Annotated in this window: 10 protein-coding genes, 1 tRNA gene and 1 other RNA gene; 6 read left to right on the top strand and 6 right to left on the bottom strand. The window is 61.8% G+C overall.

Annotated elements, in window-relative coordinates; all coding sequences use genetic code 11:
• Positions 1-4 precede the first annotated feature (4 nt).
• The 5 genes from trpS (at position 5) to BUB04_RS08745 (ending at position 4,445) form a co-directional block, all read left to right on the top strand.
• Positions 5-1,012: a tryptophan--tRNA ligase gene (gene trpS / locus BUB04_RS08765; protein WP_073038625.1), complete on the top strand. Its 1,008-nt coding sequence runs from the start codon at positions 5-7 to the stop codon at positions 1,010-1,012.
• Positions 1,002-1,763, top strand: coding sequence for a pseudouridine synthase (locus tag BUB04_RS08760; protein WP_073038624.1), 762 nt, complete (start codon positions 1,002-1,004; stop codon positions 1,761-1,763). The genes trpS and BUB04_RS08760 overlap by 11 nt, the downstream gene beginning before the upstream one ends.
• 39 nt (positions 1,764-1,802) lie before the next feature.
• The gene (locus tag BUB04_RS08755) at positions 1,803-3,686 is read left to right on the top strand and encodes a tetratricopeptide repeat protein (RefSeq protein WP_178371944.1); all 1,884 of its coding nucleotides are present in this window, start codon (positions 1,803-1,805) and stop codon (positions 3,684-3,686) included.
• A gap of 13 nt (positions 3,687-3,699) precedes the next feature.
• Positions 3,700-3,775, top strand: a tRNA-Val gene (locus tag BUB04_RS08750).
• Positions 3,776-3,998: 223 nt separating this feature from the next.
• Complete coding sequence (locus BUB04_RS08745; RefSeq protein WP_073038622.1) at positions 3,999-4,445, top strand: hypothetical protein; 447 nt, start codon at positions 3,999-4,001, stop codon at positions 4,443-4,445.
• 28 nt (positions 4,446-4,473) lie between these two features.
• Here the strand turns inward: BUB04_RS08745 and ffs are convergent.
• The 3 genes from ffs to BUB04_RS08730 all read right to left on the bottom strand — a co-directional run bounded on the left by ffs (position 4,474) and on the right by BUB04_RS08730 (position 6,481).
• Positions 4,474-4,731, bottom strand: an RNA gene (ffs, locus tag BUB04_RS08740) — signal recognition particle sRNA large type.
• A 330-nt stretch (positions 4,732-5,061) separates the two neighbouring features.
• The gene (locus BUB04_RS08735; protein WP_073038621.1) at positions 5,062-5,820 is read right to left on the bottom strand and encodes a hypothetical protein; all 759 of its coding nucleotides are present in this window, start codon (positions 5,818-5,820) and stop codon (positions 5,062-5,064) included.
• Positions 5,795-6,481, bottom strand: a complete 687-nt coding sequence (locus tag BUB04_RS08730) for an HAD family hydrolase (protein WP_073038620.1) — start codon at positions 6,479-6,481, stop codon at positions 5,795-5,797. The genes BUB04_RS08735 and BUB04_RS08730 overlap by 26 nt, the downstream gene beginning before the upstream one ends.
• A 154-nt stretch (positions 6,482-6,635) precedes the next feature.
• Between BUB04_RS08730 and nadB the strand changes: the two genes are divergently transcribed.
• Positions 6,636-8,315 (top strand): L-aspartate oxidase, encoded by a 1,680-nt coding sequence (nadB, locus tag BUB04_RS08725; protein WP_073038619.1) that lies wholly within the window; start codon positions 6,636-6,638, stop codon positions 8,313-8,315.
• A gap of 357 nt (positions 8,316-8,672) precedes the next feature.
• On the opposite strand, the gene BUB04_RS08720 is transcribed toward nadB, so the two are convergent.
• From BUB04_RS08720 to qrcD, 3 genes are all read right to left on the bottom strand, one after another.
• The gene (locus BUB04_RS08720; protein ID WP_073038618.1) at positions 8,673-9,128 is read right to left on the bottom strand and encodes a hypothetical protein; all 456 of its coding nucleotides are present in this window, start codon (positions 9,126-9,128) and stop codon (positions 8,673-8,675) included.
• A 13-nt stretch (positions 9,129-9,141) separates the two neighbouring features.
• Entirely contained in the window at positions 9,142-9,924 is a 783-nt protein-coding gene (locus tag BUB04_RS08715) for a hypothetical protein (RefSeq protein ID WP_073038617.1), read from the bottom strand.
• A 329-nt stretch (positions 9,925-10,253) separates the two neighbouring features.
• The gene (qrcD, locus tag BUB04_RS08710) at positions 10,254-11,495 is read right to left on the bottom strand and encodes a menaquinone reductase integral membrane subunit QrcD (protein WP_073038616.1); all 1,242 of its coding nucleotides are present in this window, start codon (positions 11,493-11,495) and stop codon (positions 10,254-10,256) included.
• Positions 11,496-11,523 lie beyond the last annotated feature (28 nt).

Below are 11,523 nucleotides of genomic sequence, written 5' to 3'. Positions count from 1 at the left end.
GAAAATGACCCAGAAGAAGCGGATTCTGAGCGGAATGCGGCCCACGGGCCGTCTCCATTTGGGAAATCTTCACGGCGCGCTCAAGAACTGGATTCAACTTCAAGAACAATACGACTGCTACTTTTTCGTGGCCGACTGGCACGCCCTGACCACCGACTATGCCACTCCCGGCGCCATCCGGGCCAACACCTGGGATATGGTGCTCGACTGGCTGGCCGCCGGGTTGGACCCGGACAAGTGCACGGTCTTCATCCAGTCGGACGTCAAGGAGCACGCGGAACTCTACCTGCTGTTGGGCATGATCACGCCGCTGCCGTGGCTGGAAAGGAACCCCACCTACAAGGAGCAGCAGCAGCAGCTGACCACCAAGGATCTTTCGACCTACGGCTTCCTGGGCTATCCGGTGCTCCAGGCCGCCGACATCATCATCTATCGCGCCCACGGCGTGCCCGTGGGAAAGGACCAGCTGCCCCACGTGGAACTGACCCGGGAGATCGCGCGGCGGTTCAACCATCTCTATGAAAAGGAGATCTTTCCCGTCCCGGATGCGCTGCTCACGGAGGTGCCCGTGCTTCCCGGGACCGACGGGCGCAAGATGAGCAAGAGCTACGACAACTGCATCTACATCACCGAACCCGAAGAGACCGTCCGGCGCAAGGTCCTCCAGATGATGACCGACCCGGCCCGGGCGCGGCGGACCGATCCGGGCGATCCGGAAAAGTGCCCGGTCTTCGACTACCACAAGCTCTATTCCACGGCCGGGGAAATGGACCACGTGAGCCAAGGGTGCCGGACGGCCGGCATCGGCTGCGTGGACTGTAAAAAGATTCTCCTGGAACACCTGCTGGCCCATCTCGGTCCCATCCGGGAAAGGCGCGAGCGGATGGAACGGGAGATGGACAAGGTGCGCCGGGCGGTTCTGGACGGCACGGCCAAGGCCCGGGAGGAGGCCCGAAAGACCATGGAACGGGTCCGATCCGCCGTGGGACTCGGCGTGGAAAATGGGATCTAAGGAGAAAAGAGAGACGCCGAAAATAAGGCTCCATAAATACATCGCCCAGGCCGGTCTGGCGTCCCGCCGGGAGGCGGAACGGTGGATCCAGGAAGGCCGGGTGTCCGTGAACGGCCGGGTGGTGACCCGGCTGGGCGTAAGCGTCGATCCTTCGCGGGACCGGGTGGAGGTGGACGGCCGGCCGGTGGAGCCCCGCCAGGAAAAGGTCGTCCTGCTTCTACACAAGCCGCGCTATTGCCTGACCACGGTGAAGGATCCCCAAGGGAGGCCCACGGTCATGGACGTGCTGGGAGACGTGCCGTGGAGAGTCTTTCCCGTGGGGCGCCTGGACTGGGACGCCACGGGAGCCCTGATCCTCACCAACGACGGAGAACTGGCCAACCGGCTCCTGCATCCGCGCTACGGGGTGCCCAAGACCTACGAGGTGAAGCTGCAGGGGGTTCCCTCCGAAGAGGCCCTGGAGAAGCTTCGCACCGGAGTGCGCCTGGAAGAGGGGGTCACCGCCCCCGCCCTGGTGGAGATCCTCCGGCGGGGGGAAAAGGCCACCTGGATCCGGATGGTGCTGCACCAGGGCTGGTACCGGCAGATCAAGAGGATGGGCCTGGCCGTGGGATGCCCCGTGCTGAAGATTCACCGGACGGCCTACGGGCCCATTAAACTGGGAACCCTGCGGGTCGGACACTGGCGCCCGCTGAGAAGGGACGAATTGGATCGGCTGAGGATGGAGGTCGGACGGCACGTTAACGGGTAGGGGGCCTGAACCATGTGGGGCCGGCGCCGGAGGCGGTACGTGAAAGACTACGAAACCTCGCTCTTTCGACCCAGGCGAAGAGAAAGTCGGGCGAAGACCTTTTTCAAGTGGGTCCTTCTTGTGGGACTGGTGGCGGCCGGGGTCTTTTGGTTCCAGGAAACTCCACAGCTGACCGACAGGGTTCTGCAGCATCTTCCGGTGCCCCACACCCTTGTGAGCCTCCAGGTGGAGATCAACGGAAAACGGGAGCGCCTGCCGGCCGGAGCCGAGCGCACCGTCCATCCCCAGGACCGCCTGAAGGTCGTTCGGGTGGAAACGGACGGTTGGATCCGCTGGGGTCTGAAGCTTGCCGCGGGGGAACAGCCGTGGCCGGAAGGTCCGGACGCCTCCCTGACCCTGAAGGAGCTTCTGCCGGCTGAAGAATTCGAATCGCCGGTGACCGTGCCTCTCCGGGTGCGGTGGTTCGACCGGGAGCTGGGATCCGTTTGTTTTACGGCGAAACTGGGAGCCAAGGACTGGCTGCAAAAGGCTGCTTCGGCCGGGAGCCCCGACGAGAAGGCCCGCTACCTGGAGCAGGCGCTGGCGGAGGATCCCGGGAATGCATTGGCGAGGACCCAGCTGGCTTCCCTTTATGCCGAGCAGGGCCGCCTGGCGGAAGCCGAAAAGCTCTACGGGGAGATCCTCCAGATGGGCCGCTCCAGGCCCGTTCTGGAGCGCCTGGTGGATGTTTACAAGAAACAGAAGAAACACGACGCAGTCCTGAAGACTTACCTGGAGCTCTTGCGCCTCACCGACGATCCGGCCGTCTTTGAATCTCTTCTGACCTATCTGAACAAGAACCTTTCGCCCAAGAACGCCTTGGTCTTCCTGGAGAAAAACCTGCAGGAGGTGCCCGCCCGGTACCGGGGACCCTGGCACCTGGTGCGCGCGGAACTGGCTTCCCGGCAGAAACGTTGGGGGGAGGCGGCCTCGGCCTATGAGTCGGCCCTCAAGGCGGGCGTGCAGGATCCCAACATCCACTACAATCTGTCGGTGGTGAAGGCGAAGACGGGGGATCTGCGTTCGGCGGCCGCGGACCTGGAAAAGTACCTGCAGGCCAATCCCACCGATGAGGCCAACCGGATGAAACTGGCCGCTCTGTATGAAAGGCTGGGAGAGAGGGACAAGGCGAGGACGATCTACCAGCAGGTGATTGAAAAGAACCCCAAGCAGAAGACGGCTTTGGTCCGCCTGGTGGCGCTCCTGGACAAGGCGGGGGACAGGAAGGAACAGCTGAAGGCCTACGAAATGCTCTCCGCCCTGGAACCGGGAAACGCCGTGGTGCACTTCAACCGAGCGCTCCTCAGCTACGAGCTGGAGCAATGGGAGAAGGCGGAAGAGGCCTTCGAGAAGGCAGCGAAGCTGGAGCCGGCCAATCCCGAGCCCCTGCGTTATCTCCTGGCCCTATACCAGAAACGAAAGGATGCAGAGGGGCAGGTGCGGATACTCCGGCGTCTGATCGAGCTGGACAAGGACAATCTCTCCCTTTACGATACCCTGTTCGTTCTCTACGACCAGGCCAAGAACTACGACGCCATCGTGGAGATCTTCGAAAAGGCCGCGCAACAGCACCCGCAGGTGGCTGCCTTCCACCAGTACGTGCTCTACGGGGCCCTCAAGAAGGGCGACCAGAAGAAGGCCCTTCGCAGCCTGGAAAAGCTCAGCCGCCTCCTGCCCAAGGAGGTCAAGTACCTGAGGCAGGCGGCGCGGATCCACGAAAGCCTGGGCCAATACGAAGAGGCGCTGGAAAAGACGAAGCGAATCCTGGACGTATCACCGGGTGATGAGGAAGCCAAGCAGGACTACCTGCGTCTCAAGCTCCTGCTTTTGGGCAGCAAGAAAACCGGCTTTTTCTATTGCAATGAACGGAGCCTTGTTGTATAAGGCTCAACGTTTCGGGCGGGTAACTCAGCGGTGAGAGTGCCATCCTCACACGGTGGAAGTCGAGGGTTCGAATCCCCCCCCGCCCACCAGAAAGAAAAGGGGTTGCGATCGTAAGGTCGCAACCCCTTTTTGTTTTGAAGTGAGGAGTGAGGAGTGAGGAGTGAGGAGTGAGGAGTCAGGGGTATGGGGTTTGGGGGGCGGGGGGGAAATTGAGGATGGGCCCTGCCCCGTTGTTTTTGGGCGGGGCGGGCGTTAGCTTTAGACCATTGATGCGAACAGCGGGTCACTGCGTGCGTAGAGAAAGGTGAATCCATGGGCAAGTATCTTGATTTGAAGGTTCGGGAGGCCGGTCCGAATGCATCGGGGCCGAGCCTGGAGGTGCGGGTGTCGGCGGAAGGGATGGAAGAGGGGGCGGTGCTGGCCGTTTGCAACAGCGTGGAGGATCTTTCCCGCCTGGTGGATTCTTTGAAGCGTGAAGCGGACCGGCTGGTGGAGAAGGCAGCCGCGGCCTTGCGGGAGCTGGAGACCCAAGCGAAGGGAGAAGAGGACGTGACGCCGGAAGAGGTCTGGAGACACATGGAAGCGGCCCCGAGTGACGAGGAGATGTTTCGCTATTTCAACTCGTTATCGGAACAAAAAAGGCGGGAAGCGGCCGAATATATCCTGACCCACGTGAGCATGTTCAAGGGGCGCGGGCCCGTCTTTGCCGAGCATTACAATATCGTGGAACACACGTTGGACGAGGAAAAGATGCTTTGACCGGGCAGGGGCAACAAAAGACCCTTGGCCGTGCACCCCTTGTCGAACCGGCCGGTGTCGATCCGCCATCCCTGCGGGTCTTGGCCAGAGTAAACCACGACACAGACCGCAATGCTTACCGCTGCTTCCTTCCGGACCTGACGGGGTTCACATCCGTCTGTTGCGCGGTGTCCGACCGACGCCGCAGAGCGAAACGGATCGTCCTGGCACGAGCCCTCGAAGGGGGATTCAGCCCCGCTGAGCGGATTTCGGGTTCAGGGAACCGCTAGCTCCCCGCCTAGCACGACCAAGGGCGAAAGATGATCCTCCTTGACGATCCATGCCCGGGGAAGGAGTTTACCACTCCCCACCCGAAGCGTGGCGAAGGATATCAGAAACGGGGGGGCAATTCAACGCCATTCCTCGGACCATCGTTCCCAGCCCGTCGTGCGTGGAAAGGAATCCTCCCCGGCCCCCGTTTGAAAAGGGGGAGGGCCCGGTGCGGGTCATCGGCCGCCCGGCCAAGCCCCCGACCGAACCTTCAACAGCACCCCGCACCCCATACCCCGTACCCCATATCCCTCTACCCCACCCATCACCCATCACCCATCACCCATCACTCATCACTCATCACTCATCACTCATCCACCGCCCCCGCCACGGTTCCATCCAGAAGGAGACGGGTCGGCTGCAGGTCCCGGAGTCGCTGGGCGAGGGAGGGCGACGAAGCGCCGGGGAGGAGATGTTCCCAGCCGCCCAGGTAGACCAGGCGCGCAGGCTTCAGGGCCCGCAGGATGGCACGCACTTGGGTCTCCAGATGCGGCTCGCGTTCTTCAAAGAGGGGGGCGGCGTGAGAGGCGGGTGGCGAGAAGGGGAGGGATCGACCCATGCTCAGCGTCCAGGCCGCCCGGCGGTATTCCGCATCAGCCGAAGGGGTTTCATCGGAAGGCAGGGAGAGAAGGACGGTCACGTTGTCCGGCGACAATAGTTCCGGCCAGTGGGAAATCAAGGCCCGGCTGAATGTGGAACTGTCCACCGGATAGCAGGGCGTTCCGAAGGCGGCGCGGTGGGCCCGGGCGGCCCGCCATTCGTAGGGCGGGGCGATCTGGATGAAAAGACGGCGCACCCGGGGATGTCCGTAGGCCTGGGCCGGGGGGATGCCAAGTCGCCGCGATGCCACGGCGATGCTCCTTCGAAGCCGGTCCATGAGGAAGCGGCGATGGTGCCTGCGAAACCACAAGGCGAAGGGGCTGACTTCCACGGCCACCACGTCCGGGTTGAGCGCCTGAAGGATCTCGGCGGTGCGCCGGTACCCTCTGGGATCCCCATGACAGGCGCCCAGCAGGATGACCCGGGCACGGGACGGCGCTTCAGTGGTCCCCCAGGGACGAGGCAAGCCATTGTTGGATGTCGCGGAAGGAGTCCGCATGGATGTCCGCCGTGAGTTCGGGGTTCTTGTAGGCGGCGAAGATCACCCCCGTGTTCTCGGCCAGGAGGGCATCCACCTGGGAATCGCCGATGAAGAGCACCTGTCGCGGAGGCACGCTGAAAGCCTGCAGGATCTTTTCCATGGATTCAGGGTGCGGCTTGGGCCGGCTCACGTCGGCGGCCGTGATCACCAGATCGAAGTAGTCCCTCAGACCGAAGGATTCCAGGAGCTGGGGCGTGGAAACCGTCCGGTTGGTGGCCAGGGCGATCCGGCATCGCGGCTTGAGAAAGGCGAGAAGCTCCTCCAAGTGGGGTTCCTTTCGGAGATACTTGTTGAAGATCCGAAAATCGATACTCTGGCAGTACCGCCAGGCCTCCTCCAGCTCGGGGCCCGAGCCCAACAGGTATTCCAGGGATTCGCGAGCCGAATGCATATGGATGAAATCCTGCTGCTCCCGTCGCACTCCGGGACGGCCGAACCGGGTCAGGATGTGGTTGTAGAACTGGACGTTGGCTTCCCGGGAGTCGAAGAGAACTCCGTCGCAGTCGAAGACCACCACCCTGGGGCTGCCGGGTTCGAAGATGGGCTCGGTCCGGTGGGGCGTCTGCAGGGGTGCGGAATCGTTCATAAACCCTTTCGCTTTCCGTTTGTCGGCGTTACCATATTTTCGTTGAGCTTCCAATACTTTACAGCAGACCTGTAATCGAATAGAGTCCACCGTGTCAAGCAGGGCGCGCGGATGGAGCTTTGTCGGGACTTTTCACAGGGAAAGGCGGAGATTCATGGAGCATCGTTTCGATTTTCTCGTCATCGGAAGCGGCATCGCCGGACTGACCTTCGCTCTCAAAGTGGCCAAGCACGCCACGGTGGCCATCGTGACCAAGAAGGACAAGCTGGAGACGAGCACCAACTACGCCCAGGGGGGGATCGCATCGGCCCTGGGACCCGACGATTCTTTCCAGTTGCACATCGAGGACACCCTGACGGCGGGCGACGGCCTGTGCAAGCCCGAGGTGGTGGAGCTGGTGGTGCGTTCGGCTCCCGAGCGGATCCACGAGCTGGCCCAGGTGGGCGTGCCGTTTTCGCCCGGGCGCTCCCAGGCCTGCCCGTTTGATCTGGGGCGTGAGGGCGGCCACAGCCGCAACCGGATCGTCCACGCCGAAGACATGACGGGGCAGGCCATCGAGCGGGTTCTGATCGAGGCGGTGGAGTCCCATCCCAACGTGTCCATTTTCGAAAACCACCTGGCGTTGGATCTCATCATCCAGCACGACGCCATCCGGGTGGGCTCCGTTCCGGTGGAGCAGCACCAGTACTGCTGGGGGGCTTATGTGCTGGACACGGAAAGCGGCATGGTGCACACCTTTGCGGCCCACGCCACCCTGCTGTGCACCGGAGGGGCCGGGAAGGTGTACCTGTACACCAGCAACCCCGACGTGGCCACAGGAGACGGTCTGGCCATGGCCTATCGGGCCGGGGCCCGACTGGCCAATCTGGAATTCGTCCAGTTCCATCCCACCTGCTTGTACCACCCGCACGCCAAGAATTTTCTGATTTCGGAAGCGGTGCGGGGCGAAGGCGGGCGTCTCATCGACAAGCGCGGGAACGCCTTCATGGAAAAGTACCACCCTCTCAGGGACTTGGCCTTCCGGGACGTGGTGGCCCGCGCCATCGATACGGAAATGAAGCGCACGGGCGACGACTGCGTCTATCTGGACATCAGCCACCGGGACGCGGAATTCCTGAAGAAGCGCTTCCCCAACATCTACAAGAAGTGCCTGAGCCTGGGGATCGACATCACCAAGGATCCTATCCCGGTGGTGCCTGCGGCTCACTACATGTGCGGTGGGATCGTCACGGACCTGTGGGCCCAGACGTCCATTGCCAACCTGTATGCCATCGGAGAATGCGCCTGTACAGGTCTGCACGGAGCCAACCGCCTGGCCAGCAATTCCCTCCTGGAAGCGGCCGTCTTTTCCCATCGGGGCGCGGTGCACTGTACCGAAAATATTCAGCAGTGGCGAAAGCGTGCTTTCCCGGACATTCCCAGCTGGCCCAAGGAATTGCCGACGGGAAACGGCAACCAGAGCGAGATGATTCTCATCGCCCACAACTGGGACGTGATCCGCCGGCTCATGTGGAACTACGTGGGGATCGTGCGCACCGACAAGAGGCTCAAGCTGGCCGGCCAGCACATCGCCCAGATCCGCATGGAGATTCGGGAGCATCTCCCCAACATCCCCCTGAATACGGATCTGGTGGAGCTGCAGAACCTGGCTCTGGTGGCGGAACTGATCGTACGGTGTGCCTTGATGCGCAAGGAAAGCCGGGGGCTCCACTATAACCTGGACCATCCCCGGAAGGACGATGTCAACTGGAAAAAGGATACGGTCATCGCCAAATGGCGGGAGCCCCGCATCCCGCTTCTGGGGGTTCCGCGGGGTCTGGACAACACGGAATGACGATCGGCATGCCCATGTCCCGGGCATGCCGTCCTGTTCCAGCGGGGGGCGGAGGATTGCCAGACGGTGGCTCTGCCGTCCCGGGTGGCAGGAAACTTCGCTTTTTCTTAGGCGCGGGGCTTCGCCCCGCGCAAAGGAGTTCTCGCCGTTTCGTTGACTCGTGCGAAATGCGCGAATGTCCGCCTGTCGTCCGGGGTCTCTTCGCAGCCCTGACGGGCTGCGCTGCGTGTCAAGCGGTCGTTTTGGTGTTCAATGTAGGGGGCGAAAGATTCTTTGCCCCTGTATTCCGGGGTGTGTGAAAGCCCGATTCTTTTTTGCGGCTTCGCGCCTTGGCGCGAAACGCGGTGCTGCTTCCGGTCAGTTGGACATGCCCACCACCTTGGCCGGGCGGGTTGCCGCAGCTTCCACGGGCTCCGCGTCCACCTCGGCCTCCACCAGCGGGTTGGACCGATCCTCCAGGAGCCGCTGCGGGTTGTGCTCGACCCGCATGGTCAACACTCCGCCCATGAAGCTGATTTCGTAGTTTCGGTCGGAAAGGTCCACGTGCTTAAGGGCGTCCCGGACCTTGCGAAGCTGCGCTTTGGCCTTTCGATAGACGTAGGCGATGCCGGCGACGCCCACAGCCAAGCTGAAAAGGAAGACCCACAATGGAGTGGCCAGAACCTTGCCCAGGGTGATGATGACGGCCATCAGGCCGAAGACGAACAGCACCTGCAGGCCGATGATGGCGTAAAGGTAGAAAATGCCCTGATTGACGGTGGGCTTCTTCTCCTCAGGCTCATCTTTTTTCTTCTTGCGTCGGTTGAAGAACATCTTCCGATTCCTTTCAACGGTCCGTGCCGGCTTCATCCTGCGGGGAAGGAAGGAGCTCGGAGGAATCCTTAGGGAGTAAGCGCATTTGCTCGATCCTGAGTCTTTCGATCTCCATCTGATTCTGGAGAACCTGCTTGGATAAACGGTAACGGAGATAGATCACCCAAATCAAGACGCCCGCCAAAAAAGCGGCACCTCCGAGGACCAGGATCCTGTATTCCTCCAGGAACCCAGCGGCGACACGTCCCAGATCTCCCAGAAAGTTGGGAACCATCCAGAAGAGAAGGACCCCCACGACCACCAGGACGCCCACGTGGAAAACGGAGATTCCGTTCAGAAGGTGCCAAAAGGAGGTGAGGGAACCGGGGGAGGCTCCCGAGGTCCCCTGGGAGGCCCGGGGGCTGTCTTCCCCGTAGAGGAGGGACAAGAAGGCCTTGACGGCGAAGGCGATCAGGAGAACCAGGCCGATGGGGATGCCGATGGCGGCGGAAAGCCAGGCACGAAAGGGAAACGGGCGGTATTCCGTCTGGAGATGGATCCGGTAGCGCTCCAAGGGACCGAAGGTGCTTTCGAACACCATCTTCTCGTAGCTGCTGAGCGTGCTTCCCGTCGTCTCGTACACCTTGGCGCCGGAGGCGTCGGTGATGATGATGCGGCTTTGATCGCCCGCCTGGCTGGCGGCCGTGAGGTAGATGAGGGTTTCCAGCACGAGAAGAAAAGCCACGGTGAGGCTGAGGATGATCTTGGGGTGGCGGTTGCCGCCGAAAATCTCTGCCAGTCGGGCCTTGGTTGCCATGGGTCTTCGTTGCCTCGGCTCTTGCACCTCAATCGGGAGCTTTGAAGCTAACACCCCCTTGGGGGCGTGTCAAACCGAAAGCGGGACGTTCCGGAGGCGTTGGAGGGCGTTCTCGGCCCCTCATGGGGCGGGTCTCCTTGACCTTCTGCTTCGGAGCCTTGAGCAAAACCCACCGGCAAGCACCGCAAAAGAAACGCACCCGGCATGGTCCCGTAGGGCGCAGAGAAAAGCCTTGGGTGGGGTCGCATGGACCCCGCCCAAGGCTGAGGTGTTCTGGCAGATCGTACCCGCTTTCCACCGAGGCCAAGCGAGGGCATCGGGAAAATCCGTTAAGGGTTGAGTTCCCGTTCCCGGGGAAAGATGGGCAGGTACCGGTACGACAGGGAGACGATCACCGCCCCATAGGCGAGCATGGCAATGCACGGCGCCCACTCGGCCCAGGTGGGGATGTAGACGGCCCATTGGTCGAAGGGCATGACCGGAATGGCCAGGGCTTCCACGGTCATGGCGAACCGATTGATGACGATCCCGGCGCAATCCAGGAAGAAGGCCAAGAAGAGGAGGCCGTTGACCTTGCGGGCCTGGGGGGTGAGGAGCAGGATCACGGGAATGACACCGCAAATCCCCAGCTCGGCGACCAAGAGCCACATCCCGTAAGGTTCCTTGTAAAAATCGCTCAGCTTCAGGCCGAAGCCCGGCGCCGTGTCCAGGGCCCAGTAGAGAGTGTCCAGACCCTTTAGAATGAGATAGATGAGGAGCAGGACCCCTTCGATCTTCCCGATCAGTTCGTAGACGCTGCGGTCCACCAGCTGCTTGCGGGTAACCTTCTCCATGAGCCGGCAGATGAGGGCCGTGAAGGCCGGGCCGCAGGCCATGGCCGACAGGGTGAAGAGGAAGAAGGTCCAGGGCCACACGAAGAAGCCTTCGCGATAGGCGAACGGGCGGGCGAACATGACGCCGGGAACGCCGCCCAGGGACCCCTGGTGGAAGAAGCTCAGGAAGGTGCCCGTCATGGCAAAGATGGCCATGATCTCATGGAGATTGTGGCCGAAGATGTGCAAAGGCTTCACGGCGTCCAGCTTGCGGTTTTCCAAGATGATGGGCACGAACTCGATCACCAGGACAATGGCGTAGCACGAAATGCAGAAGATCACTTCCGTGAGCATGGAGTGGACGTTGGCGTGCCAGTAGCCGAACCAGCCCCTGAGCGGCTGGCCGATTTCCAGAAGGAGCACCAGCAACGCGCCCGTGTAGCAGCAGAACCCCACAATGACGGCCAGGTTGATGATTTTATGGAGCTCCTTGAGCTGTGGGAAGAACCGGGAAAGGCCGTAGTACATGAACCCGGAAAAGAAGGCCCCGGCGCCCAAGGCGATGATTCCCAGGTCCACGCAGATGTAGAGGCCGAAACCGAAGTAGTTGTTGAGTCCTGTGACATGGAGGCCCTTGATGAGAACCGTCAGGCCTGCATAGACGCCCCAGGCGATGACGGCGAAGAGGACCAGCATCCAGAGGCCGAAGACCGGCAGTGGGCAGCGTTTTACACCTTCCGGTATCAATGCCTTGTCCATAATCGACTCCTCGAAGACGTTGAGGGTG

The sequence above is a fragment of the Desulfacinum infernum DSM 9756 genome, from assembly GCF_900129305.1.
GTDB classification, from domain to species: domain Bacteria; phylum Desulfobacterota; class Syntrophobacteria; order Syntrophobacterales; family DSM-9756; genus Desulfacinum; species Desulfacinum infernum.
The sequence above is the reverse complement of the archived record's forward strand: the minus strand, read 5'-3'. Positions and strand labels throughout refer to the sequence as shown.

What these genes read in the sequence shown, in the direction of transcription:
- trpS (WP_073038625.1), top strand. Translation starts at nt 5, where the DNA reads ATGACCCAGAAGAAGCGGATTCTGAGCGGAATGCGGCCCACGGGCCGT.
- BUB04_RS08760 (WP_073038624.1), top strand. Translation starts at nt 1,002, where the DNA reads ATGGGATCTAAGGAGAAAAGAGAGACGCCGAAAATAAGGCTCCATAAA.
- BUB04_RS08745 (WP_073038622.1), top strand. Translation starts at nt 3,999, where the DNA reads ATGGGCAAGTATCTTGATTTGAAGGTTCGGGAGGCCGGTCCGAATGCA.
- BUB04_RS08730 (WP_073038620.1), bottom strand. Translation starts at nt 6,481, where the DNA reads ATGAACGATTCCGCACCCCTGCAGACGCCCCACCGGACCGAGCCCATC.
- nadB (WP_073038619.1), top strand. Translation starts at nt 6,636, where the DNA reads ATGGAGCATCGTTTCGATTTTCTCGTCATCGGAAGCGGCATCGCCGGA.
- BUB04_RS08720 (WP_073038618.1), bottom strand. Translation starts at nt 9,128, where the DNA reads ATGTTCTTCAACCGACGCAAGAAGAAAAAAGATGAGCCTGAGGAGAAG.
- BUB04_RS08715 (WP_073038617.1), bottom strand. Translation starts at nt 9,924, where the DNA reads ATGGCAACCAAGGCCCGACTGGCAGAGATTTTCGGCGGCAACCGCCAC.
- qrcD (WP_073038616.1), bottom strand. Translation starts at nt 11,495, where the DNA reads ATGGACAAGGCATTGATACCGGAAGGTGTAAAACGCTGCCCACTGCCG.